Source organism: Nostoc punctiforme PCC 73102 (genome assembly GCF_000020025.1).
Lineage (GTDB): Bacteria > Cyanobacteriota > Cyanobacteriia > Cyanobacteriales > Nostocaceae > Nostoc > Nostoc punctiforme.
In genome coordinates this window covers 7,979,434-8,005,173 of sequence record NC_010628.1, presented here as the reverse complement: position 1 = coordinate 8,005,173, position 25,740 = coordinate 7,979,434, and the positions used below count along the sequence as shown (strand labels likewise).

The 25,740-nt window shown below is 40.0% G+C and carries 22 protein-coding genes and 1 pseudogene; 11 read left to right on the top strand and 12 right to left on the bottom strand.

What is annotated here, in order from left to right; all coding sequences use genetic code 11:
• Positions 1 to 28: 28 nt before the first annotated feature.
• Both NPUN_RS32945 and NPUN_RS32940 read right to left on the bottom strand, forming a co-directional pair.
• On the bottom strand, positions 29 to 445 hold the full coding sequence (locus NPUN_RS32945) for a hypothetical protein (RefSeq protein WP_012412679.1): 417 nt from the start codon (positions 443 to 445) through the stop codon (positions 29 to 31).
• A gap of 27 nt (positions 446 to 472) precedes the next feature.
• Positions 473 to 1,360: an FAD-binding domain-containing protein gene (locus tag NPUN_RS32940; RefSeq protein WP_012412678.1), complete on the bottom strand. Its 888-nt coding sequence runs from the start codon at positions 1,358 to 1,360 to the stop codon at positions 473 to 475.
• Positions 1,361 to 1,591: 231 nt separating this feature from the next.
• Here NPUN_RS32940 and NPUN_RS32935 point away from each other — a divergent pair, with 231 nt between their 5' ends.
• The 4 genes from NPUN_RS32935 to NPUN_RS32920 all read left to right on the top strand — a co-directional run bounded on the left by NPUN_RS32935 (position 1,592) and on the right by NPUN_RS32920 (position 6,084).
• On the top strand, positions 1,592 to 3,430 hold the full coding sequence (locus NPUN_RS32935; protein ID WP_012412677.1) for a serine/threonine-protein kinase: 1,839 nt from the start codon (positions 1,592 to 1,594) through the stop codon (positions 3,428 to 3,430).
• A 132-nt stretch (positions 3,431 to 3,562) separates the two neighbouring features.
• Positions 3,563 to 4,042 carry a thioredoxin-dependent thiol peroxidase gene (gene bcp / locus NPUN_RS32930; RefSeq protein ID WP_012412676.1) on the top strand — a complete coding sequence of 160 codons (480 nt, stop codon included), beginning with the start codon at positions 3,563 to 3,565 and terminating at the stop codon, positions 4,040 to 4,042.
• A gap of 201 nt (positions 4,043 to 4,243) precedes the next feature.
• The gene (locus NPUN_RS32925) at positions 4,244 to 4,870 is read left to right on the top strand and encodes a hypothetical protein (protein ID WP_012412675.1); all 627 of its coding nucleotides are present in this window, start codon (positions 4,244 to 4,246) and stop codon (positions 4,868 to 4,870) included.
• A 5-nt stretch (positions 4,871 to 4,875) separates the two neighbouring features.
• Entirely contained in the window at positions 4,876 to 6,084 is a 1,209-nt protein-coding gene (locus NPUN_RS32920; RefSeq protein WP_012412674.1) for a cysteine desulfurase family protein, read from the top strand.
• Here NPUN_RS32920 and NPUN_RS32915 read toward each other — a convergent pair.
• The gene (locus NPUN_RS32915) at positions 6,032 to 6,988 is read right to left on the bottom strand and encodes an aldo/keto reductase (protein ID WP_012412673.1); all 957 of its coding nucleotides are present in this window, start codon (positions 6,986 to 6,988) and stop codon (positions 6,032 to 6,034) included. The two genes, NPUN_RS32920 and NPUN_RS32915, sit on opposite strands and share 53 nt — an antisense overlap.
• Positions 6,989 to 7,182: 194 nt before the next feature.
• Here NPUN_RS32915 and NPUN_RS32910 point away from each other — a divergent pair, with 194 nt between their 5' ends.
• The gene (locus NPUN_RS32910) at positions 7,183 to 7,485 is read left to right on the top strand and encodes an SDR family NAD(P)-dependent oxidoreductase (protein WP_052304673.1); all 303 of its coding nucleotides are present in this window, start codon (positions 7,183 to 7,185) and stop codon (positions 7,483 to 7,485) included.
• Between the two features lie 63 nt (positions 7,486 to 7,548).
• Here the strand turns inward: NPUN_RS32910 and NPUN_RS32905 are convergent, their stop codons facing one another.
• The 7 genes and pseudogenes from NPUN_RS32905 to NPUN_RS44335 form a co-directional block, all read right to left on the bottom strand.
• Positions 7,549 to 8,598 carry a cyanophycinase gene (locus NPUN_RS32905; protein WP_012412672.1) on the bottom strand — a complete coding sequence of 350 codons (1,050 nt, stop codon included), beginning with the start codon at positions 8,596 to 8,598 and terminating at the stop codon, positions 7,549 to 7,551.
• Between the two features lie 344 nt (positions 8,599 to 8,942).
• Positions 8,943 to 9,377 carry a hypothetical protein gene (locus NPUN_RS32900; RefSeq protein WP_012412671.1) on the bottom strand — a complete coding sequence of 145 codons (435 nt, stop codon included), beginning with the start codon at positions 9,375 to 9,377 and terminating at the stop codon, positions 8,943 to 8,945.
• A 545-nt stretch (positions 9,378 to 9,922) separates the two neighbouring features.
• Positions 9,923 to 11,107 carry an MFS transporter gene (locus tag NPUN_RS32895; protein WP_012412670.1) on the bottom strand — a complete coding sequence of 395 codons (1,185 nt, stop codon included), beginning with the start codon at positions 11,105 to 11,107 and terminating at the stop codon, positions 9,923 to 9,925.
• A 708-nt stretch (positions 11,108 to 11,815) separates the two neighbouring features.
• Positions 11,816 to 13,033 carry a transporter substrate-binding domain-containing protein gene (locus NPUN_RS32890; protein ID WP_012412669.1) on the bottom strand — a complete coding sequence of 406 codons (1,218 nt, stop codon included), beginning with the start codon at positions 13,031 to 13,033 and terminating at the stop codon, positions 11,816 to 11,818.
• 137 nt (positions 13,034 to 13,170) lie between these two features.
• Positions 13,171 to 13,734 (bottom strand): annotated as a pseudogene (locus NPUN_RS44345) (aldehyde dehydrogenase family protein).
• Positions 13,686 to 14,009 carry an aldehyde dehydrogenase family protein gene (locus NPUN_RS44340; RefSeq protein WP_272913949.1) on the bottom strand — a complete coding sequence of 108 codons (324 nt, stop codon included), beginning with the start codon at positions 14,007 to 14,009 and terminating at the stop codon, positions 13,686 to 13,688. The pseudogene NPUN_RS44345 and the gene NPUN_RS44340 overlap by 49 nt, the downstream one beginning before the upstream one ends.
• A gap of 19 nt (positions 14,010 to 14,028) precedes the next feature.
• On the bottom strand, positions 14,029 to 14,469 hold the full coding sequence (locus tag NPUN_RS44335) for an aldehyde dehydrogenase family protein (RefSeq protein WP_272913948.1): 441 nt from the start codon (positions 14,467 to 14,469) through the stop codon (positions 14,029 to 14,031).
• Positions 14,470 to 14,754: 285 nt separating this feature from the next.
• On the opposite strand from NPUN_RS44335, the gene NPUN_RS32880 reads away from it, so the two are divergent.
• From NPUN_RS32880 to NPUN_RS32870, 3 genes are all read left to right on the top strand, one after another.
• A complete protein-coding gene (locus NPUN_RS32880) occupies positions 14,755 to 17,040 on the top strand; it encodes a PAS domain-containing hybrid sensor histidine kinase/response regulator (RefSeq protein ID WP_012412668.1) in 2,286 nt (761 codons plus the stop codon).
• A gap of 376 nt (positions 17,041 to 17,416) precedes the next feature.
• Entirely contained in the window at positions 17,417 to 18,724 is a 1,308-nt protein-coding gene (locus NPUN_RS32875; RefSeq protein WP_012412667.1) for a glutamate-5-semialdehyde dehydrogenase, read from the top strand.
• Positions 18,725 to 18,887: 163 nt separating this feature from the next.
• A complete protein-coding gene (locus NPUN_RS32870) occupies positions 18,888 to 20,021 on the top strand; it encodes a tetratricopeptide repeat protein (RefSeq protein ID WP_012412666.1) in 1,134 nt (377 codons plus the stop codon).
• Positions 20,022 to 20,055: 34 nt separating this feature from the next.
• Here the strand turns inward: NPUN_RS32870 and NPUN_RS32865 are convergent, their stop codons facing one another.
• Entirely contained in the window at positions 20,056 to 21,471 is a 1,416-nt protein-coding gene (locus NPUN_RS32865) for an isochorismate synthase (RefSeq protein WP_012412665.1), read from the bottom strand.
• 297 nt (positions 21,472 to 21,768) lie between these two features.
• Here NPUN_RS32865 and menA point away from each other — a divergent pair, with 297 nt between their 5' ends.
• The 3 genes from menA (at position 21,769) to NPUN_RS32850 (ending at position 25,183) form a co-directional block, all read left to right on the top strand.
• Positions 21,769 to 22,665, top strand: coding sequence for a 2-carboxy-1,4-naphthoquinone phytyltransferase (gene menA, locus NPUN_RS32860; RefSeq protein WP_012412664.1), 897 nt, complete (start codon positions 21,769 to 21,771; stop codon positions 22,663 to 22,665).
• A 65-nt stretch (positions 22,666 to 22,730) separates the two neighbouring features.
• Positions 22,731 to 23,741: an o-succinylbenzoate synthase gene (locus NPUN_RS32855; protein WP_012412663.1), complete on the top strand. Its 1,011-nt coding sequence runs from the start codon at positions 22,731 to 22,733 to the stop codon at positions 23,739 to 23,741.
• Positions 23,726 to 25,183 carry a 2-succinylbenzoate--CoA ligase gene (locus tag NPUN_RS32850; protein ID WP_012412662.1) on the top strand — a complete coding sequence of 486 codons (1,458 nt, stop codon included), beginning with the start codon at positions 23,726 to 23,728 and terminating at the stop codon, positions 25,181 to 25,183. Before NPUN_RS32855 ends, NPUN_RS32850 begins: the two co-directional genes overlap by 16 nt.
• On the opposite strand, the gene NPUN_RS32845 is transcribed toward NPUN_RS32850, so the two are convergent.
• Positions 25,176 to 25,622 carry an acyl-CoA thioesterase gene (locus NPUN_RS32845; RefSeq protein ID WP_012412661.1) on the bottom strand — a complete coding sequence of 149 codons (447 nt, stop codon included), beginning with the start codon at positions 25,620 to 25,622 and terminating at the stop codon, positions 25,176 to 25,178. The genes NPUN_RS32850 and NPUN_RS32845 overlap by 8 nt on opposite strands.
• Between the last annotated feature and the right edge of the window lie 118 nt (positions 25,623 to 25,740).

The following is a 25,740-nucleotide window of genomic DNA, read 5'->3' as shown; positions in this document are numbered from 1 at the left end:
TTGGTAGAAAAAGCGATCGCTAATTTGGCTATTCAAAAACATAATTTTGAGCCACTTTCCAATAGCGCGAGAACCGCTTCAGGTCAATATAGCCATCATAGTCAAAAAATGGTTCGACCTCTAGCGTTTCCACTGCTATAAAACCCTCTATTTGATTGCAGATATCATCAAACCGGGGACTGGGACTGTTGGCTGTGACAACTAAATTCCCATCATGTTCTCTCGCAAAAGCTAAAATTTCTTGTGCCACATCGCCACGACGAATAACAACGGGTAACTCTAGCAAGCATTCGTAAATAAACGTGACACGTTTAAGACTCAGTTGCCATTCATCTATCAAAGCCTCGTCCCAAACCCAGATAGCTGGGGCATCGGGGTATTTTTGTAGTCCGGGGTTGTATGGACTGAGGCAGTCTCCATGCACCCAAACAATTGGTTTAGTCATTTGTTATTTGTCATTTGTCAAGAGTTATTATTCTCTTCCTTGTCCTTCCCTACTCCCCCTGCTCCCCTTCCCTTTTTTATCACGCTGCCAACTTTGGCTATTGGCTTGTTTGCTAAATTCTCCTTTGGGAAAAAGTCGCTGTTGTAATTCTTCATAGCTGCCTTCAAAATCACAATGACCGTAAAGCGGACATTTCTGGCAATAAACGCCTTCAGTGTAGCGTTCTAAGTTCTCACGATTGAAAAAATACGGTTTCTGACTAAAGGTGCTGGCAACCCACTGCCATGACATATTATTGCTAGCAGGATCGCCATCTAAAAGGTGTTCAAGAAACCACTTGGCTCCTGCTTGCCAACCAATACGCCGCCAATGGACAATGTAAGCCGCTAGCCACATTCGTGCGTGGTTATGTAGATAGCCAGTTTCTTTTAAATCATGGCTAAAACTGTCGATGCAAACCCTACCTGTGGTTCCTTGTCTGATATCTTGCGGCAATTCGGGTAAATATTCAGCCACAGTGTAACCAGTTTTGTACTCTTCCTGGTCTTTCCAGATTTCATCCCCTAACTTCACATATAACCGTTGCCAATAGTCGCGCCAACCTAACTCATTAATTAGTTTCGTAGCATCGTTTTTTTGCTGTACCTGGTCAAGGACATAATCTCGAATTTCTCGCAAACTCAAAACGCCATAACGGATATAGGGCGAAAGTCGCGTCACCGCACCTGTGAAAAAATTACGTGTTTGCGCGTAACGTACTGGGTCGATTTTTTGCAGCGCGTCTTGTGCTGCTTTCCGTCCCCCCACTGTTTCACTGATGTGGTCATCGCGTTCTGCTGCACCTGGGAATTGTTCGCACAGGTAGGCTACCAACTCATCGCGGTTGGTAAATTCGCGTTGCATATCTTTAGCCATGTGAACTTTGAAGGGTGGGAATAAATAAACAAAAATACCTGTAGGTTAAGTCATTATTATGGCGGATAAATATGAGCGATCGCTCTCAACCTTATGAGAGAACTTTTTATAAGCAAATATAAATGGGTGCGTAGGCATAGCTTGCTGCAAGCATCGCTTTGATACTGATTTTCTTCAGGTTATCAGTAAGTAAAGCTAAAATATCACATAAATCTGTCACTTTTCAACACGATGAGCCTGTGCATCAATCCTAACTGCCAAAATACTGACAACCCTGATAATCTACTGCGCTGTCAAAGCTGTGGCTCTGAATTGCTACTAGAAGGGTGTTATCGAGTAACACGACCTATAGGCCAAGGTGGCTTTGCTAAAACATTTGAGGTAAGTGACAGAGGAAAACTAAAAATTTTGAAGGTTCTTATACTAAATCAAACTAAAGCAGTATCACTTTTTCAGCAAGAAGCTGAAGTTTTAAAGCGACTAAATCATCGAGGAATTCCTAATGCTGAGGAATATTTCAAGTTTTTTCCTCAAAATAGCCAAGAGCCAGTTCACTGTTTGGTAATGGATAAAATTGATGGAGAAAATTTACACGAATGGTTAGAAAAACGTGACAATCGTCCAATCAGTCAAAAGCAAGCAGTCCTTTGGTTAACACAGTTAGCAAATATTTTACACGAAGTACATCAGCAGCAGTTTTTCCATCGGGATATTAAGCCTTCAAACATTATGCTAACTGCCGATGGACAATTGGTATTAATCGACTTTGGTATCGCGCGGGAAATTACCGGAACTTACGAGAAAAAACAAGTAGCAGGCCAAATCACAAAATTTGTTTCTGATGGCTATGCTCCATTAGAGCAAATCAATGGTCATGCTGTTCCGCAGTCTGATTTCTTTGCCTTGGGTCGTACTTTTGTGCATTTGCTGACAGGAAAGTATCCTCTTGAACTAATGGATGACCCCTATGGCGATCCATATACTGCTGGTCTAAACTGGCGTGTTGAGACTAATCATATATCTCCTTTGTTAGCAGATTTTATTGATCATCTGATGATGCGACCAGTAAAAGATCGACCTGCCAATATCCAGGTAATTTTAGAAAGTTTGGCAGAAATTAGTGAGGCTTTATATCCCACAAAATTAACTAAATCAAAACCGTGTAAACCACCATCTACAGTCAAGGCACAAATAATTTCTTTAGAACGCACTCTTGGTAGCTGGAACTCTGGACATTCAAAAGCTGTTTTGGCTTTAGCAATTAGTCCAGATGGGCAGACTTTGGTTAGTGGTAGCGAGGACAATATAATCAAAGTATGGAATCTAAACAATAGCAATGAAATCCTTACCCTTACTGGACATTCAAAACAAATTAATTCTGTAGCGATTAGTCCCGATAGTCAAACTTTGGCTAGTGGTAGTGATGACGATACAATTAAGATTTGGAATTTGAAGACTGGTGAGGAAATTAGCACTATCAAAGCGAATTCAGGAACTGTCCTGTCTATAGCAATTAGCCCAGATCAGCAAATGATAGTTAGTGGTAGTTCTGACTCAAGAGTAAGGCTATGGAATCTGAAAACAGGAGAGTGTATTAAAACTTTAGCCACACATGCATATAGAGTTAGTTCAGTAGCAATTAGCCAGGATGGATCTACTGTAGCTAGTAGTAGCTGGGATACAACAATCAAAATTTGGCCAAAATCAACTTTAACTGGGCATTTAAAACCTGTTACCAGTATTGCCATTGGCTTAAATAGTCAAATCTTAGTAAGCGCTAGTGTCGATAGAAGAATTATTGTATGGAATCTAAATACTGGAGAGAAAATTTATACTCTTGATGGACATTCAGATGTTGTCAACTCTGTGGCAATCAGTCCAGATAGTCAGAAAATTGTAAGTGGCAGTGATGACGAAAAAATTAAAGTTTGGAATTTAAGCAATGGGCAAGAAGCTTACACTGTCAATGGTCATTTAGATGGTGTGAATGCACTTGTATTTAGTCCAGATGGGCAGATTTTGGTCAGTGGAGGTAAAGATACTACGATTAAGGTTTGGCGAATACATTAATTTAGAAGCAAGAAAACAGTCCGAACTTTAGGTAAATCAGAATTATGTTGATAAATTCGTGACACTGATAAATAATAACGATCGCTCAACTTATGTACAATTCTAAAACGATTGCAATCTCTCACACCCATCATGACCAACATTCCCCAAATCGGACAACCAGCGCCAGATTTCTCTACTCCTGACCAAAATGGCAATTCAGTCACTCTTGACGACTTCAGCAGTCAGTGGGTTATCCTCTACTTCTACCCCAAAGATGACACACCCGGTTGTACCACCGAAGCGAAAGATTTCACCGAGTTGTATCAAGACTTCAGCGCACTGGGAGCGAAAATCTTAGGCGTGAGTCCAGATTTGGGTAAGTCCCATTGTAAATTTATCAGCAAACATAACTTGTCAATCACCCTCTTGAGTGACCCAGAACATATTTTGACAGAAGCCTACGGTGCTTGGCGCTTAAAAAAATTTATGGGAAAAGAATATATGGGTGTTGCTCGTTCAACTTTTCTCATTTCACCTGATAAAATTATTGCCTATACTTGGCCGAACGTAAAAGCCAAAGGTCATGCTCAGGCAGTTTTAACTAAATTACAGGAATTAGCAGCCACGTAAAATTCTCAGTGAGTCATACAAATGTCAGCAAAACTTCAATAAGTGAGCAACTATGGCTATTTGCGTGTAAGTTTGCCAAAAAATGGTCTTGTGTTGTCTATGATTCAAGTCAAAGAGTCTACTCAGAACAAGAATTGTTAACGTTATGCCCAACAGGACTAGGTTTTGTTTAGTTAGATAGTATATAGAGTTGCATAAATTATGGTTCAATTTATCCAAGCACAAAATGTTGGGCTTGCCTATTTGGAGGAAAAATTTAGTTTACAGCTAGCCGAAGATGAGGTATTCTTCACGGAATGGTTTGAAAATTTACCGGAAATTACAGATTTAGAAAAGCAAGATTTAGACAGAATAAAACTTCATTTTCTCCGCTTAGTCAAGCGTCCTCCTTTGTCAGAAGAAACGGTAAAATTAGTAGTTTTATCTCCTTTACTCAATTTAGCTGGATTTTATGATGAGCCTTTTTATATGAGAGGCGAGGAATCAATAAGAATTTCTGCGGAAGATGAAGGAGAAATCATTACAGGTAAAATTGATGTTTTAGTTATTCAAGAACAATTCTGGTTGTTAGTAATTGAATCTAAAAGGTCTAGCTTTTCTCTTTTAGAAGCCGTACCTCAAGCACTTGTTTATATGTTGGCTAATCTTAATCAAGACAAACCTACTTTTGGATTAGTAACAAATGGTAGTCATTTCATTTTTATAAAACTGACTAAACAAAATATACCAAAGTATGCGTTGTCTGATGAATTTACACTTTTGAAACGGAAAAGTGAACTGTATCAGGTTCTAAGCGTATTAAAAAATTTGAGTCAAAGTTTGAGTTAATAATTATGTCTATTCGCCCTATATACCTTGATTGCCACGCTACTACACCCGTAGATGAACGGGTATTAGCGGCAATGATCCCTTACTTCACAGAAAAGTTTGGCAACGCATCTAGTATTGGTCATGTTTATGGTTGGGAATCAGAAGCTGCTGTCAAACAAACACGAGAGATTTTAGCAGCAGCAATTAATGCCACTCCCGAAGAAATTGTTTTTACAAGTGGTGCAACAGAAGCTAATAATTTAGCTATTAAAGGTGTTGCCGAAGCTTATTTTAAAAAAGGTCAGCATATTATTACTGTTGCAACTGAACATAATGCAGTTCTTGACCCTTGTAATTATTTAAAAACTCTCGGTTTTGAAATCACTATTCTCCCAGTTAAAAAAGATGGGCTGATTGATTTAACTGAGTTAAACAAAGCTTTCCGTCCTGAGACAATTTTGGTTTCGGTGATGGCTGCAAATAATGAAATTGGCGTTTTACAGCCTTTAGCAGAAATTGGGGAACTATGCCATGCTTACAACATCATTTTCCACACCGATGCAGCCCAAGCTATTGGTAAAACTCCCCTGGATGTGCAAGCGATGAAAATTGATTTGATGTCGCTAACAGCACACAAAGTATTTGGGCCAAAGGGCATTGGGGCGCTGTACGTCCGCAGGCGCGATCCCAGAGTGCAACTGGCTCCTCAGCAACACGGCGGCGGACATGAACGGGGGATGCGTTCTGGGACATTGTATACACCGCAAATTGTCGGCTTTGGGAAAGCTGTAGAAATCGCTTTGGCAGAACAAGCAACAGAAAACCAACGCCTCACCCAGTTAAGACAAAGCTTGTGGAAACAGCTTTCCCAACTTGAAGGAATTCATCTTAACGGACACCCTCAACAGCGATTGGCGGGAAACTTGAATATCAGTGTTGAGGGGGTGGATGGAGCCGCACTTTTGCTAGGATTGCAGCCAGTAATGTCGGTTTCTTCGGGATCTGCTTGCTCCTCGGCAAATACTTCACCCTCTAGTGTTCTGACAGCACTGGGAAACCCCCAACAGCTAGCTTATGCCTCAGTGCGGTTTGGCATTGGACGGTTTAATACCCAAGAGGAAATTGATATTGTCGCCAAACATGCGATCGCTACTATTCAAAGTTTACGCAAGCCTTCTTTTATGGATTCTCGCGCAGGAAAGCAGCAATTTGATCTAGCTCCTGCTGATTAAGGCGAAATTCCCCAGCAGCGATGATTCCTTCTACCTGCTTGGGATTGCGTGCGCCAACGATCGCAGCCGTCACCGCCGGATTGTTTAAAGTCCAAGCGATCGCTACCTCTCCGGCGGAGCGATCGTGTTCCTTACCAATGTCCTGCAACACCTCGACTAACTTCAGGTTACGAGATAGACGTGGCTCCTGAAACTCATCACTCTTCTTACGCCAATCATCATCTGGTAAATTGGCAACCCGCTCAGATGTCATCTTTCCTGTAAGCAAGCCAGATTGCATAGGTGAATAAACAATCACACCGATGTTATTTTCCTGACAAAAAGGCAGAATCTCGTTTTCGACATCGCGCTTAACCAATGAATAAGGCGGTTGCAATGAGGTAACTGGTGCAATTTCCTGGATACGTTTCAACTGTTCGACATTGAAATTTGAAACCCCGATATAGCGAACCTTCCCTTCATCTTTAAGCTTGGCAAGAGTCGTCCAGCCTTCTTTAATTTCTGTAGCAGGGTTAGGCCAGTGGATTTGATAGAGGTCAATGGTTTCAATATCCAGTCGGCGCAAACTAGCTTCAACTTCGCGCCGTACAGAATCCGCCTTCAGGCTGCGACCAATTTCGCCCTTTTCATCCCAAATCATTGAGCATTTAGTAAAAATGTAGGGGCGACTAGATCGACCTTTGAGCGCTTTAGCAACAACCTCCTCAGAATGTCCCAGCCCATAGATAGCTGCGGTGTCAATCCAATTAACACCGAGATCGAGAGCGCGAGCGATCGCTTCAATCGATTCTCGATCGTCCTGCGCTCCCCAACCAAAAGCCCAGCCACCTCCACCAATCGCCCAAGCACCAAAGCCAATTGGGGTAATGTGAAGCTCCGAATTGCCAAGTTGTTTAGTTTGCATATCTATCTGATTCAATGATTTTTGAGTCAATTGCTAGTGTAAGCTGCAAATATTTTCTCAACCGCTATCTGCGGTGTGAATCACTACTAGTAGATACACGACAGCCAATCACTACTTCTGTAGGATTACTAAATCCTAAATGCTGTATTGAGACACACTACATATACACTAAACTTGCTTAAAGATAGTAAAAGTTGTCAGTTAAAACCAATGTATTTGGAGTGTTTGCAGTTATAAAAGCCCTGCTGCCACTTTTGAAGAAGTCAACAGCAGGGCGAATAGTAAATTTATCAATTGGTTTAGGTTCTCTAGCTCAGAACTCCGATCAAAATTATGAGTTCGCTAATTTTAAGCTTCTTGCCTATAACTCATCCAAGACAGCAGTGAATGCGATCGCAGTTCTATTGGCTGCTGAACTTAAAGATACCCCGGTTAAAGTCAATACTGCTGACCCTGGTTTCACAGCAGCATTAATCAATACAAGCAGACAAACCTAGTGTAAAAGAGATGAAAAGACGTGAGGAGCCATAACTTTCAACTCCTAACTTCTAACTCCCCACTCAATATGGATTTGAATCAATCCGTCCCCTTTTGACACTCCTGAGATAGTACCCAGAGGTTGGTCTGTTTCTTAAGTTAAAGGTGTCGCCGCTGCGAACTCTCCAAATTTTGTAATTAGAAAAGGTCAAAGGCGTTCGGGGTTCGCATACTTCCGGTATGTGATTACCAAGTACAAAGTACGCCGCACCCCTACCCATAACTTTCACCAAACCGTTTTTATCCACAAGAACCGATGTACTTTCGCTAACCGCTATGCCTAAAACACTGCTAGATACACCGTCCTTAATTTGACGGGCAATGAAAGCCATAATTCGACCCATTCTTTCCCGCCTATCGAAGTGCGTATCTACGATAGTTCCTTTTAAATTACTCCAATTGAAAAAGTTGTACGTAAAGGTGATATCCCGGTAAGGATCTTCAAGTGCGTCTCTAGTTTCAATGCCTTTTTCTGAAGAAGCGCAAGCATCATAGACACAATCACTTTGGATCATCGCACCCGCACTAGTGCCACCAACACCACCTCCCTTCAGGTAAACTGACTTAACAGCAGCCTCAAGCTTGGTATCTTTCCAATTGCGGATGTACTGACATTGGTCGCCGCCAGCAAAAAAAATCACATCAGCATTTCTGACTTTTTCATAAATATCAGCTTTGTTTGCTTCTTGTCTATTGCTAACCAGAAGAGTTTCTACAGAGTTTACGCCCTTCATAGCATAAATTAGCCGATTGTAATCGTGATTACCATTAGTGCGGAGAACGACAACATTAACTTTAGTGCCAGAGTTATTACCTCCTCTAACTTGGTTAATCATCCACTGAATAGCATCATCAACATCGGGACCACCCCCACCTAAGCTGAGGACTGGACCAGCTAAGGAGGGACGGACATCAAAGGAAGGAGACGTGGAGGGGCGAACATCAACAGTGTCACCCAGAAAGTAGCGTTTCCAGCTTGCAATAAAACGGCTTATTAGGAAGGTTCCCATCTTCAACAACTTGATTCCTGTACTTTTCAAGCGCCTTGCTATGCTTGGGAATGCCTTTGTCATACTCAGCTTCTGGAGCAAACTGCAATTATTGCTAGGCTGTTACGCACTTTAATTGCTTATTTATTCGTGAAATTCGTCCTTTGTCATTAGTCATTTATCAGTTGTCTTTTGTCAATAGCTAATGACAAATGACAGTTTTAACGAAAAAATGTGCAATTTAGATGCGTACTAGCTTAACTCTGGCACTAGAGAGGGTAGAATTTCCAGCGTACAGGGCTTGTACTGTTTTTTAACGCTATAACCTAGAGTAATCATTGATTCTCTATCGTAAGTAAGTTATGACGTATTAAATTTAACAACCTTGCTAAAAATCAGGCGTTACTGAATTAGATACATGAATCTTGCTATTGAGACGCGAAAGCATTACGGTACATTAATCCCCTACTGTCAGAGCCGATTTTGTTGGCATAACGCTCCTCATCACCGTTAGTCGGATGCGGCGGAATGGGAATACTTCGTTCAACTCTGGCTGCTTCAACACGGACTCGATAGGCTTTATCAACAAAACTGTTGTAGTTGAATGGTCTATTATACCGCCTGTTAATATCTTGAGCTTGTACAACATCTTCTCCTTTCTTTGAGGAGAAAGGTGAACCGAAAACTCCTGCAACAAGGCTCGCAGCACTAAATAAACCAGCGCGGCCGAGAAACGAGCGTCTGCTGGCGTGACTACCAAAAAAACGTTTGCTATTTACACGGGGTTGTTTCAGTTTCTCTCTTTCGCTATTAGCCTGAGTATCTTGCTCGGAACCTTGATGAGAATTAGGATCTACTTGCATGAGATGTTCTCCACTGGCAAAAATATAGTCATGAGTGAATACATGAGCATCTGAAAGCTAGAACAACTAGCCATACATAAGACACCCAACTCCAGAGAAGCAGGGCAATTTCACCAGATTGGGATGAAATCTGTGGTTACTCTACTGGAAGGCAACTTGCATAGAAGATGATTCTCCTGAAAGTTATATAGACATTCAGTCCTGGTATGATGCCTTCATCAGATGGCTGTTATACTTCTGTACTTGTATTCAGTCTGATAGCATCTTTCCGGGGTTAAAGCACAGCTAAAACCACCGCTTGCTTCTAGTTAAACCGCTAAAATACGGCAAATTTATCGATTTACAGGACTTTGTGGATGTTAAATCAGACTCTCTCACAATCGGTAATGAAAATCAAGAGTTTTTCTAAGAAATTTAGCAATAGCGTGAAAGCCTTATAGAAACACACGCACAGTGTTGTCTTTCGCGCTTGAGGCTGAGGATGAAACGCGACACGCTGGGTTTTGATGAAGTATCAGAGGCGATCGCTGCTATCAAAACGACATTTAGCCTTTATTTGGCTGTGGAAGCAAGCCCAACTCTGCATAAATTGGATACAAAACCTTTCTTATTTTCGGTAGTTGTCTACTAAAAAAATATGCTCCTATAATGCAACAAATCCCGCCAAATAATAAAGCATTGGTAACACCAAGATGACCTGCTAATACTCCAAAAAACAAATTGCCAAAAGGCAGGATTCCTAAAAAACCAGTTGTAAAGATGCTGGTTACTCTACCTCTTTTATCTTCATCAAGAAGAATGGATTGCATAAAGTTATTAAGAGAAGCCAGAGTGAGAGTATTATTCATACCTATAATAAACATAAATACTAGACAAACCTCTAAATTTGTTGATTGAGAAAATACGATTAAACCTAAACCGAGAATCGCGGCAGAAGTTGCTATAACCCTTCCTAATCCGATGATATTTTTTCTGGAGATGAGATAAATACCTGAAACTATAGAACCAAGAGCCGAAGCTGTCATCAAAAAACCCATAGTTTCAGCGTTCCCCTTCAAAATTTCTTGAGCAAAAATCGGGATTAAATTCACATGGGTTATCCCCATAAAGCAAATAACAATTTGTAAGATCAATAAATGTTTAATAGGTAAAAAATCGTATGCATAAACAAAGCCTTCTTTAAGATTTTTCCAAATTTGGGCTTTTTGATTTGATGTATTATTGATAATTGGGTTTACCTTGATAGTTAATATTGCAGATATAAAGGGTAAATAGCTAATACTATCTACTAAAAAACAAGAAGCTGCACCAGATCGAGCAATCAGGAAACCCCCAATCATGGGACTAACAAACTTTGCTGTATTAATCAAGAATGAATGGGAAGCCATCGCACTATAAGTATCTGATTTTTTATCCAAAAGTCTGGGAATAATTACCTGACGTGCTGGTAAATCGAAAGCTTTTACTATTCCCTGAAGCGTGCCAATAACAATAATCCATGCAACATTGATGTTGTTGCTAAGAGTTAGAAAGGTCAGGGTAGAAGATAGTAAAATCGATACTAGCTGAGTAGCTAGTAGAACATATCGTAAATTCCAGCGATCTAGCAATACTCCTACCAAAGGAGTAATAATCAAACCCATAGCTTGATTTGTAAATCCAGCTACACCAACTAATACAGCCGAATTAGTTAATTGATAAACTAGCCATACTAAAGCAATTTGAGTCATCCAAGACCCAAAAAAAGATAAACTTTATCCGATAACAAAACAAGAGAAATTGACAGATTTAAGTGCAAGTGGAATTTCAAAATCAAAAAATTTTAGTTTGTGTTTTTGGAAGTTCCCTCTATTACTTGGTAGCATGATTGTTTCCCTATTTTGTCAAAATAGACTTCAATTGCAAATATGAACTAGTAGTTTGTAGTCAGGGCTAAAGCCTTTGAAATTTAGTGATTTATCGCTCACTACAGACGTTTTGTAACTTTTTTAAAACTTACGCAAACAATAGTCAAAACCCTCATTCTTTGGTAAGGGCAATTCATCTAGGAGCAGAGTGGCTACTCTACGAGTTCTCCAACGGAGTACCCGCAGGGTATTTTGCGTAAGTCCTATTTTTGATGAATAGCAGACTTACATATCACCAGCCCTAAAATAATATTAGAAAACCTTAATGTTAGTAAGACATAAATTTTGCGTGCTTAGTATTGAAGCAAAAAAATAGAGGCATAGTCAATACCGTTGTATTGGAGGATACTAGCATACGGGACGCATAAGTATATTGTCGGTACTATATTTATTTATATTACATTAAGTATGCTTAAAATCATTGTATGTTTGTCTTTGAGAGGTTTTTGCCCCCCAATTTATCGGGGGTTGGGGGATCTAAGACTTTGAAAACACGCCCTAGCCCCGGTAACTCTAATTTTTCAGCAAAATTTAAGAATTTTTAGGATCGAACCACTTATCATATAGCGATTGATAAGTGCCATTTTCTTTAAGATTCAGCAAAGCCTGATTAATTGGTTTGCGGTAGGGACTGTTATTAGGCAGAATTATTCCGTAGCTTTCTTCACGCAAGATACTGCCAACAATCTCTACCTTCCCTTTGCCTTCATTGGCAGCATAAAAGAGGAGTACAGGTGCATCAAACACCACAGCATCAGCTTTTTTTGTTTGCAGAGCTTTGTAAGCTTCCTCAATTTTGGGGACTTCTAAAACTGAAATATGATGTTCTCGCAAGTATGTCGCCGCTGTGCTGCCCGCAGTTGTAGCCACTACCTTGCCAGGTAAATCGTCTATACTCCTGATATCGCCCTGAAGTTGCTGCACTGTTAATGAAGTAGTCGCACTGGCTGTAAAGTAGGCGACAAAAAGGACTCCGATGAACATCCAGACTATAGCTATGAAACGTCCCAGCACTCCCTTGGGCATTTCATCGGCTTGAGTCGCTAATGTGGCTGCTGCCCACCAACAAGCTTTAAAAATGCCAGGAAAGTATGATTCAGAAATCATCCCTTCTTTGTGATTGCGCTCGGATAACCAAATAATATGAGCTGCTATGACAATTAGCACTAGGGCAACGCCTATTACCTGCAAGAGGCTAGTAGAGAAAAACAATTGCAAAATATTTGGAAAGGCACTGTTTTTACTCTCTAGATTGCGTACCATAATTTGCAGCCCACTAGCAAAAATGGGTAATGAGAAATCAAAATTTTGCTCGCGTTCGGCTGTAATCGAGATAGCTGCAATTCCCAAGTTGACTTTGTTGTCCTTAATAGCAGAAATCAGTTCTGGTACACTGGAATATTCAATCAATTTAGACTCTATACCTATTTGGGTAGCGATGCTGCGCCAGAGGTCGATACTGAATCCCGATAGCTCACCTTTGTTTGATAGCACAAAGGGCGGTATAACTCGTGTAGCTACTAATAACGGTTGTTGGAGTTTTAGGGATTGTTGGGGTTCCGGTTTTTGGGCCAGTCCTGGGGATGTGATTAACAACAATGCCAAAATTGCACTTACTAATCCTACGCAGGTATACAGCGCTATGGAACGCTTAGTTTTGTTTTTGTGGTTATGTCTGTCAAAATAACTAATCGGGCTTTTTCTTGCAGCTATAAGTTGGCGAAATTTAGTAGCGATCGCATTTATCATCAGAATTATCTTGAGGTAGTATGCAAAGCATATTTATGATGCCCACCCCAGATTAAATATCACATTCATCATCCCCCTAAAACAGATTTTTTTAAATTTAGGGGGATGAATATGGCTAAAGTTAAATTCAAGTCGTACTACAATTTGATGGTAACGGTCTTAACTTCGGTATATTGCTGCAAGCCATATTCGCCTAGTTCTCGCCCAATACCAGATTGCTTAAATCCACCAAAGGGTGCAGCAGCATCAAATACGTCGTAGCAATTTACCCATACAGTACCAGCCCGGAGATTGTTAGCGATCGCATGGGCTTTGATATCCTGAGTCCACACTGCGGCAGCAAGCCCTTACATGGTGGCATTCGCCCGTTGAATGACTTCATCAATATCTTTGAACTTGATGATGCTCATCACTGTCCCAAAAATTTCCTCTTGGGCAATCTTCATGTCATCGCGGACACCAGCAAAGACTGTGGGTGCAATAAAATAACCTTTGTCGCCAACTTGATTACCACCACATAGCATCTCGGCCCCTTCGCGCATTCCAGATTCGATATAGCTCATCACCCGATCGAATTGGTCTTTGTCTACCTGCGGCCCTTGTTCTGTTTTGGCATCGAAAGGATTACCGACAACCCGCGCTCTTGCTCTTTCTACAGTTCTAGCAACGAACTCGTCATAACATTTCTCTTCGACAAACAGCCGCGAACCAGCACAGCAGCATTGCCCTTGGTTAAAGAATATGGCATCGTGGGAACCTGCGTAGACGCAGCCCCGGCGGTTGGGCCGTATCCTGATAAGATGTTCACCACACCAGGCGAAAAACCAGCCTCAATAATCAACTCGCCTACCCGCAGTGCTGATAATGGTGTTTGTTCTGCTGTTTTGAGAACTACTGTATTACCAGTTGCTAAAGCTGGTGCTAACTTCCAAGCCTGCATTAACAGGGGGAAATTCCACGGGATAATTTGACCCACGACACCCACCGGTTCATGGCTAGCAAAAGTATGGCCTGTTAATCGGAATAGTTTTACCTTGTACTTTGTCAGCCCAACCTGCATAGTAACGGTAGCAAGCGATGACTAACCTCAAGTCACCGAATGAATCTTGTAATGGCTTACCGTTGTCGAGAGTTTCTAGCTGCCCCAACTCATCGATATTCTGCTCAATTAAATCAGCTAACTTGTAAAGTAACTCGCCGCGACGGGTGGCAGATATTTTTCTCCATTGTCCATTAGTGAAGGCGTTGCGGGCTGCTTGTACTGCTTTATCTACATCTGGGGCATCTGCTTCTGAGACTTCACAGATTACCTCACCTGTAGTTGGGTTGATTGTTTCAAATCGGCGATTGCTGACACTATTTACCCACTCATTATTAATCAGCAACTTGGTTGGGCCGATTTTGACCTGTTGTCCTGGTACTGTTGCTGTAACCATCAGGCCCTCCTTAAGCTATAAAAAAATTTACTTTAATCTACCTATTATGTTTCTAGCTGTACAGTACTCTAGGTAGATTTCTTTACTAGCTGGCTATTATAGCATCTTAGTAAGAGGTTGAAACCATTACATTGTGTTTAATTCACTTGGTCTAACTTGCCTTGGCAAGACAAACCTCTATCTTTTGAGCAATAGTTTTGAGTTCCGCTTTGAGCGTACAGTCGGAATGATACTTGCTTGATTCTTTCCTCACGTGCGCTTTTTAGGTTTAGCAAAGTGAGCAACATGAATGTAGACGATTTTAGTCGGCAAATAGAAATACTGCGCTCACAGGTGATGAAATTATTGCAAAGTACTGCAAGTGAGCGGTATTCGCAACAAGAGCTAACAACAGAAGCTTTTGCAGAACTTCAAATCGCCTTAGAAGAAATGAAAATCGCCTCTGAGGAACTACAAGCAACACGAATCGCAGTAGAGAAGGAGCGTCAGCGCTACCAAGAATTATTTGATTTTGCGCCTGATGGTTACTTGGTAACTGATACTTATGGGACTATCCTTGAAGCTAACCAGGCCACTACTATCTTACTTAATATCTCACAGCGATTTTTGATTCGGAAACCGTTGGTTAGTTTTATTGGACAGTCAGATCATCAAGCTTTTTTTAATTACCTAACTCAGTTGCAGCATCTCGACCGGGGCGGAGAATGGGAAGTGTGTTTGCAACCACGGGAAAAACTTTGTTTTGATGTTGCTTTGACAGTAGTTACCGTCTGTAATGATTTGGGTAAGCCAGTTGCTCTACGCTGGCTAATGCGCGATATTAGCAAGCGTAAGCGTTTAGAGTCGGAGCGTGAGCAGTTATTTGAGCGTGAGCAAGCTGCTCGGATTGCAGCCGAAGCTGCACAAAGGCGCTCTAATTTTTTAGCTGAAGCAAGTCGTGTACTAGCATCTTCCTTAGACTACCGCAATACCCTAACAACCGTCGCCCAATTAGCAGTGCCTACCCTCGCAGATTGGTGCATTGTGGATGTCGTTGAAAATAATTCGGCAGCTTTCAATAACCCAGTCATCGCTGCATCTGACCCACAGAAAGAAGCACTAGTCCGAAAACTTCGACAACGCTATCCAATTTCTATTGATGCTGATTATGGGCTACCGAAGGTTCTACGGACTGGTAAGCCAGAACTGGTTGCAAACATTCTTGAGTATTCATTACAAAGAAAAGCATGGAACGATGAATACCTTAATTTATTGCAAGTTAAGTCTTATATGGTTGTGCCATTGCAAGTGCGTCAACACAAGCTAGGGACAATTGTATTTGCCTCTACACAATTAGGGCGGTATTACACTACTGTAGACCTAGCAATGGCTGAACAACTTGCCCAACGTGCAGCGTCTGCTATTGAAAATGCACAGCTTTATTGGCAAGCTCAGGAAGCTAACCGCATTAAGGACGAATTTTTAGCAATTGTCTCTCACGAACTTCGTACACCTCTCAACTCAATGCTGGGTTGGGTTCAAATAATTCGTCATCGAAAACTGGATGAGGCAATTACTTCTAAGGCTCTGGAGACAATCGAGCGGAATGCAAAACTTCAGAGCAAACTGATTGATGATATCCTCGATATTTCCCGCATTGTACAAGGTAAAATCCGCCTAAATCTTCGTAAAGTTGATCTTGTAATTGTAATTAACACGGCGATTGAAGCTATATATCCCACATCTGAGATTAAAGATATTCAAGTTGAGTCTAACCTTGACTCGTCAGTCGGTGAGATTATGGGTGATGCAGAACGCCTCCAACAAGTAGTCTGGAATTTGCTCTCTAACGCCGTCAAGTTTACACCTAGCGGGGGCCGAGTTGAAGTCTGTCTGAAGCAGGTAAACTCAAATGCTCAGATTTCTGTCTCTGACACAGGTAAGGGAATTAGTGGTGAGTTTCTACCTTATATATTTGAGCGCTTCCGTCAAGCTGATAGCACAACTACTAGAGTCGACGGTGGTTTGGGGCTAGGGCTGGCAATTGTACGCCACTTAGTAGAAATACACTCTGGCACAGTTTATGCAGTTAGTGAAGGGGAAGGACTGGGAGCGACATTTACAGTCCTGTTACCTCTAATAGAACCGCAATCAGAGCAGTTAATTAAAGAGAGTCAAGTAAAAGTCAATAATCTCTTAGCGCTCGATGGCTTGCAAATACTCCTTGTAGAGGATAGTGCCGATACTCGTGAGTTAATTGCTTTTGTTCTTGAACAATCAGGAGCAAAGGTGACATCGGTTAGCTCAGTAGGTGAAGCTTTGGAAGCGTTGATGCGATTAAGACCAAAGGTTTTAGTCAGTGATATCGGAATGCCAGATGAGGATGGTTATTCGCTGATTCGCCAAGTTCGTGAGCAGGAAGCCCTTCGTGGGGAAAAGATTCTGGCTGTAGCACTGACGGCTTATGCTAGAGATGAAGAACGCAACCTGGCTCTGGAAGCTGGATTTGAAGTTCATCTATCTAAGCCCATCGAGCCAGATAAGTTGGTGAAAGTAGTGGCGAACCTAGTTAAAAGCAGCAAAGAAGTTTAACGTACTAGTCCTCTGCCTTTCTTGGTAAACATCGTTGAAGTAGCAAACCCGAAAGCATAGCCAGCAGTATAAATTGTCTACTAAAGTAAAAGACCAGAGAAACATAAATGTCTCTCTAGCCTATGGTACGCATAAATCATATTTAAGGCTTTCAAATAATGCCTGTAATAATACTTAAGATATTTATATAACCCCGAAGTTGTTACTTCTGCCGTCTCTGTGTTTCATATTCACAGAATAAGTTTTTTGAACCAGGTTTTGCTTCACCCGATCAGAGTAATTATTGATTACCCAGATGGTTCACCCGATTGGGGGAAGACGATAAGCAACGATCGACTCAGATTGATAAGATGAAGAAAAAGTAAAGATTTTTGCTATGACTACTTTTGATATTGGTTCTCCCCTAATTGCGATCGCCCAAAAAACCCGCAAAGCTGCAAGTAAACTGGCGATTCTCTCCACTGAGGCAAAAAATCAAGCAATTATTGCGATCGCGCAAGCTTTAGAATCAGCTAAAGATGAAATTTTACAAGCAAATATTGCTGATTGTGAAGCTGCTAATGCCGAAGGAATTCCCAAACCGCTTTATAAGCGCTTGCAGTTGGATGAACATAAATTAAGAGATGCGATCGTTGGGGTACAAGATGTCGGTAAGCTAGACGATCCAGTTGGTAAAGTGCAGATTCACCGCGAACTTGACACTGGCTTAATTCTCAAACGAATTACTTGTCCTTTAGGTGTTTTGGGGATTATTTTTGAAGCACGTCCAGAGGCGGCGATTCAAATTGCTTCCTTAGCAATCAAATCGGGAAATGGTGTGATTCTCAAATGTGGCAAAGAAGCGGTGCGTTCTTGTGAAGCGATAGTTAAGGCAATTAAGCAAGGATTGTCACATACTGCTGTTAACCCAGATACGGTACAGTTACTGACAACTAGAGAAGAAACTTTAGAACTTTTGAAATTAGATAAATATGTGGATTTAATTATCCCTAGAGGTTCTAATTCCTTTGTACGCTTTGTACAGGAAAATACACGCATTCCGGTACTAGGTCATGCTGACGGAATTTGTCATCTTTATATAGATAAAGCTGCTGATATTTCTAAAGCAGTTCCGATTACTGTCGATGCCAAAGCCCAATATCCTGCTGTTTGTAATGCAATTGAAACTTTGCTAGTTCACCAATCAATTGCTACAGAATTTTTACCAAAAGTTGCTGATGCTTTGCAAGAACGCCATGTTGAATTAAGAGGCGATAAACGTACCTTGAAAATTTTACCGAACATTGTATCTGCAACAGAAATAGACTGGGAAACAGAATATAGCGATTATATTTTGTCAATAAAGATTGTAGACTCTATAGAAGATGCGATCGCACATATTAACGAATACGGTTCTCGTCATACTGACGCGATTATTACTGAAGATTCAACATCTGTTGAAACTTTCTTTGGACTAGTAAATTCAGCCAATATATTCCACAATTGTTCTACCCGATTTGCTGATGGTTTCCGTTATGGTTTCGGTGCAGAAGTAGGGATTAGTACGCAACAAATGCCTCCCCGTGGCCCCGTTGGTTTAGAAGGATTAGTGACATACAAATATCAAATGACTGGTGATGGACATATTGTCGCTACTTACACCGGGGCTAATGCTAAAGCTTTTACTCATCGAGACTTAGTGTAAAAAGTCCTCACATCAAGCGTTATTAAAATGCTATAATTACACCGATAAGTTCGGTGTAATTTTTTATATTATTGTAATAATATAAAATGATTAATGATAATAAATTTTATTTTAATTTGTTTGCCAACTAAACTAAAAACTTCAATTAAATAATCACTTATCTATGTCTAAATATAAATTAACATCAATCCAAACAATAGCTATTTGGAAAGCACATAGTGAAAGATGTTTTTATTGTGAAAAGCCAGTAGATTTCAGATGTTTGGAGATTGACCATATTATTCCTGAAAGTCTCAACCCTGATGATTTTGAAAGAATAAAAAATAATTATGGACTCCAAGATGAGTTTCATATCAATAGTTATTATAATTTGGTTCCTACTCACAACCGTTGCAATTTAAGGAAAAGAGATAAACTTTTTGGTGAAAGTGCAATGCGGTGGTACTTAGCACTCGCAAATGATAAGTACACAAAAATCAAGAAGATTGAACAGCAACTTAGTCATTCAAAGAGAAAATATCAAATATTTTCATCCTTGGAATTTTTGTTAGATAAAGGATTAATTTCTTTTAAGGAAGTAGAGGAACTATTAATATCATCAAACAATCCAGAGTCAAATAAAACTTTGTTTTCATATATAGTTAACAATTTCTGTCATCACATTAAACAGGTGCAGTTTCAAGATGCAGTTATAGATATTGATAAAGCTTTGTATATGTTTCCTGATGATAAATCAGGGTTGGGATATTATGCACGAGGGTATTGCTACTGGCAGTTGAAAGACTATCAAAAGGCAATTTACGACTGTACAAAAGCTATTGATGTTAATTCTGATTTAGGTTTAGCTTACTTTGTGAGAGGTCAAACTTATTTTGAACCATATTATGATAATTTTACCACCAATCAAGAAAGCATTGACATCTTAAATAAAATTGATGAATATCGTGATGGCCTTTTGGCAGTTAGTCACTGTGATAGCGCTATTGATGATTATAATAATACAATTAAACTAATTCCAGATCATCCAGATAGTTATTTTTGGAGAGCTTTATGTAAGCTCTACATAGCGATTAGATTTCGTGTTCAGTTTTTTGACGGTATATTTATCCCAACTGAAATAATTGAAGATTTATATAAATCGGCTGAAATTTATTATAAACAATCGGATTTATCTGGATGTAAGAGAGTTATAGAAATTTATTCAAAACTTATAGAAATATACAAGGATATTATTAATTATGAGGATGCAAAAAATTTACTTAACAGATTAACTGTCGAGTACTTTTCTGAACTATAGAACTAACTTTTCAGGAAGTGAGGCTGTATGTAATTTAAACTAACGCTTTCAATAACGCCTGAAGTTTAAGCTGCACCTCTGCAAATTCTTTGTCAGGATCGGAGCCAGCGACGATACCAGCGCCAGCATACAATCTCGCGCGATCGCCATTAATTAATGCTGAACGAATTCCCACAATAAACTCACAGTTACCCTGAGAATCTATCCAACCTAAAGGTGCAGCATATAAACCCCTCTCAAAGCTTTCGTAACGACGAATTTCGGCACAAGCTACATCTTGGGCTGCACCCGCAACGGCTGGTGTAGGATGCAATTGTCCGACAATCTTTAATGGATGGATGTTAGCAGGAACTATCGCACTTATAGGTGTCCATAAATGCTGGATGTTAGATAATTGTCGTAGCCGAGGCGCTAATATCTGAGGTGATAAACCTAGCTCAGATAGACGTTGAGTTATAAAATTAAGTACTAGTGAATGTTCGTGCTTTTCTTTTTCACTATTTAACAAGCGATTGGCATTAGCTGCATCTTCAGTAGGAGTTTTACCTCGTGGTGCAGAACCAGCCAAAGCATCTGTAATTAACTGTTGATTATTAATACTAATTAATCTTTCTGGACTTGCACCAATAAAGTTTTGTCCTTTGCCATTACTTGTAGAAAAGATATAACAATTAGGATGTATTTGCCTAAGATTATTTAAGGATTTAATTAAGTCAAAATGATTGCTTGATTTTACATCTAATATATCTGCTAGAACAATCTTGCTTAAATGACTAGACCGAATTTTTTCCAAAACAGACACTACTGAACGTTTAAATTGAGTAGCATTTGTGACAGATTTCTTGTATAAGTTTTTCGGAAAAGAATCAATATTAGGAGAGTAATATTCTAAAGATTGGATAAATTCAATTTTATTTTGCACATTCTCCAACAACCTTTGAATATTTGTATTTTCATTAAGAATTATATTTGTTACTAATATACAACGCTGATTTTTAACAGCTACTTGCCAACGTGGAAGAAAAATGGTAGCAGATGGAAATGGATAATCGACTTGGATGTTTTTATCAAAAAAGCTGAAATAAGAAAAAAAGTGAGGCCCAGAAAAAGGTTGATTAGCGTTACTAAAATTAATTATATTTTTTAGACAAGATTTGATAAAATATTCAGCTTGAGCAAAACGATCTGCACCATCAATCTGTAATTTTGCTACAGAATCAATTGCTGCGATCGCTTCGCCTTTAGCTCTGTCCTCAAAGTAAAAATTTATTTCATTTGCTTGTGTAAGTCGATCCAATACAAGTAAAGGATCAACTAAATCGATCTCTTGAGAGATACTGACAATTTGCTTGTCATTATTTTGGAGGCACTTTTCTTGGACTAATAACAAAAATTGATATAAATCTTTGCGCTCTACAAACAAGTTGTTACGACATGGTGAAACTGTCATGGATCTAACGATAGTAAATTTTTTTTAAGTTACTTCCTAAAGTGTAATTAATCGTGGTCGTATTTTTACAGGTAACATATTAAGTTGCCATTTTACCAGCGTAGGATTTACTTTGTTCATGGTGTTCCTAGACCATAATAAGACAGTTTCAGCCTGAGATTGCAATGTGAGGGTGAGTGTTAACAACACAAGGTTAACAAGTGATATTTGTTTATATATCACCAAAATCTAGCGTCTCTTTAAATCATAAAATCTCAAGTGTGAGTAATATTCCGGTAATTTAATTAATCACAACTGATGACTACCAAGCAAATTTTATATCCAAGCACTAAGTTATGGATGGCAGCGATTAAACCGCCAATGTACAGCGTTGCCATTATGCCCATTTGGGTAGGAACAGCAGTTGCATTTGCAGAAACTAAAGTGTTCAATGGTGCAGTATTTTCTACTTTTGTAATTGCCGCAATCTTAATTCTTGCCTGGGAAAATATCAGTAATGATGTCTTTGATTCTGAAACAGGTATCGATCAAAATAAGCACCATTCTCTGGTGAATTTGACTAGCAATAAGCCATTAGTATTTTGGATAGGAAATTTGTGTTTAGGTTTGGGGTTGCTGGGCATACTAGCGATCGCTTTTTGGCAACAAGACCTAACTGTCATCGCCATCATTCTACTATGCTGTGTTTTAGGCTATATGTACCAAGGGCCTCCCTTTCGCTTAGGATATCAGGGTTTAGGCGAGATTCTTTGCTTTTTTGCCTTTGGCCCTTTAGCAGTAGAGGCAGCCTATTACAGCCAAACGCAAACTTGGTCAATGACAAGTTTAGCAGTCTCAGTAATTGTCGGGATTGCCACAACCTTAATTTTATTTTGCTCACATTTTCACCAAGTTAAGGATGACATAGCCGCAGGTAAGCGATCGCCTATCGTCCGTCTCGGAACCCAAAAAGGGGCCCAAGTCCTAGTTTGGTTTACTGCTAGCATTTATCCTCTCACCTTGCTATTTGTGCTATTGGGAATTTCTCCAGGTTGGACATTACTGAGTTGGGTAAGCTTACCCTTCGCTGTCAAATTATGCCGCCATGTCCAAGAAAATCACAACCAGCCCGACAAAGTTAGTAACTGTAAATTCATCGCCGTAGCCGTGCATTTCTGGGCTTGCTTGCTGTTTGGCTTGGGATTTATTCTTTAGTTGGGCATGGGGCATGGGGCATTGGGCATTGGGCATTGAAACAAAGGGAAAATAACTAATGACTAATGACTAATGACTACAGATTTGAATTTCGTCCATATCAGCGAAGATTTTTGCGATCACTTACTACTAATCATGGTAAGTGGGATATTCGTGAAGGTATTATTCTCCGGCTTACTGATGAAACTCTTAGAGTCGGGTGGGGAGAAATTGCCCCTATTAGTTGGTTTGGTTCCGAAACCCTAGAACAAGTCTTAGATTTTTGTCGCCAACTTCCAGGAGAAATCACAGACGAAACAATTTTTTCGATCCCAGATGAGTTACCTGCTTGTCAATTTGGCTTTGAGTCAGCGTGGGAGTGGGGGAGTTGGAAGTGGGGAAATGAATTCTTCTCAATGCCCAATGCCCAATGCCCCATGCCCAATGCCCAATCTTTCAGTGCCTTATTACCATTTGGGGAAGCGGCTTTGAATCAATGGGAAACCCTATGGCAAAAGGGATATCGCACGTTTAAGTGGAAAATTGGTGTGGATGCGATCGCTGATGAACTAAAAATTTTTGAGTCACTAACACGCATCTTACCAGCCTCTACCAAACTGCGATTAGATGCTAACGGTGGACTCAGCTATGAAGAAGCTAACTTATGGCTGCGGACTTGCGACAATCTCAAGGCAAATGCAGAACTACCCCTAGAAATTGAATTTATCGAACAACCACTACCTGTTGAACAATTTCAGCAGATGTTGGAATTGAGTACGAGTTATGAAACTGCGATCGCTTTAGATGAATCTGTCGCCACGCTTAAACAACTCGCCGCCTGTCATCAACAAGGTTGGCGAGAGATTTTTGTCATCAAGCCTGGGATAGTCGGATCGCCATCTCGTCTGAGAAAGTTTTGCCACCAGCATCAAATTGATACTGTATTTTCATCAGTACTTGAAACTGCGATCGGTAGACTTGCAGCACTCCAAATAGCAGCCGAATTATCCCGAAATAATAGAGCAATTGGTTTTGGCATCGACCATTTTTTTGAACAAGAAGAAACGTGGTTTCAAACTTTATGGAACGACCTCTAGACTGCCTTAATAATCTGGTTCATGATGATTGGCTTATCGGTTATGACAGCCGTCAATTTAATCAAATAGCTCAAGAATTATATTTAGAACTAACACAATTATCAGCGTATGGAACACCACCAAAAATTATCTTAGCCGAACGCGAACCATTACGATTTTTAGCAAGTTTTATTGCCGCTTGTGCTGCTAACTGTCCAGTTTTTCTTTGTAACCCCGACTGGGGAACACAAGAATGGCAACAAGTCTTTGATTTAGTACACCCAGATATTGTTTTGGGAATGGGGAATGGGGAATGGGGAACTTGTACTGAGCGACTTGTGCCGAGCGTTCGCGTAGCGTCTCGTAGAGAAGTCGAGGTAAGTCGAAGTATGGGGAATGGGCATAATAATAATAGCCAATGCCCAATTCCTAATAGCATTATGATTCCTACAGGTGGTTCATCAGGACAAATTAAATTTTCCATCCACACCTGGGAAACTCTCATCTCATCGGTACAAGGATTTACAGAATACTTTCAACTAATCCAAGTCAATTCGCTTTGTGTATTGCCGCTATATCACGTTAGCGGTTTAATGCAATTTATGCGCTCTTTCATCACCGGAGGTAAACTAGCTATTCTGCCATTCAAAGTATTAGAATCTGGTCAAATATTGAATATTAAACAATCAGAATTTTTCATATCTTTAGTACCAACGCAGTTACAACGCCTGCTGCAAAATCCAGAATTAACTAAATGGTTATCCCAATTTAATACTGTACTTTTGGGAGGTGCGCCAGCATGGAACGAACTTTTAGAAAAAGCCCGATTTTATCGCATCCGGTTAGCACCGACCTATGGTATGACAGAAACCGCCTCTCAAATTGCCACCCTTAAACCAGATGATTTTCTGAGTGGTAAAATTAGCAGTGGTCAAATTCTTCCCCATGCCAAAGTAACTATTCGCAATCAGCAAGGCGAGATTTTAAATTCTAATCAAATAGGAAATATCACTATTCATGCTCAATCTTTATCTCTTGGTTACTATCCAATAACCAGAGATAATCAAGCTGATTTTCAAGTAGATGATTTAGGCTTTTTAGACAACCAAGGTCATTTAAATATTGTCGGACGTAACAGCGATAAAATTATTACAGGTGGCGAAAATATTTATCCAGCAGAAATTGAATCAGCTATACAAGCTACTCAAATGGTTGCCGATATTTGTGTCATCGGCATCCCAGATAAACACTGGGGACAAGCCTTAACAGCGATTTACATTCCCAAAAAATCAGATATCTCCGCCTTAAAAATTCAAACCCTACTCAAAGACAAACTCAGCAAATTTAAAATTCCTAAATATTGGATTCCCCAGCAATACTTACCCCGTAACTCCCAAGGTAAAATTAACCGCCAACAATTACAACAAATAGCCACAGAATTCATCCAAAATCCCATCACATAATCTCCCTCGACCTTCTTCTCTCTGCGCCCTCTGCGTCTCTGCGGTTCGTCTCCAACCACTGAACTATCTCATCAGGTAATTCCTGCTTACTTCTACTACTTGCATCAATACAAACGTGCCTAGTAATAGCCTTAGCAACTACCACCTCAGCCACTGTTACTTCATAAGTAATTTCAAACTTCTCAACACCTATTTTTTGCGGTATTAAACTAATCAGTAACTTGTCCCCAACAAACATAGGACGCAAAAAATCGACACTAGCATGAACAATAGGAAAAGCTACAGATGGATTAGTAAAAAAATCTTTGAGATTAATACTTGATGCTTCTAAAGATTCTTCATAAGCTTCATGGCAAATACCCAAAACGTTAGCAAAATAAACTACCCCAGCAGCATCAGTATCTTGAAAACGAACCGTGCGGTTATAAGTAAAAGACATTTTTGACAATTGAATATTAAAAAATAGCAGGTTTATCCCCTGTACAAATTAATTTTATTGCAACTAAATAAATCTGTGAGAAAAATTCTATTCTCCCAATTCTGAGTTTATATCGAGA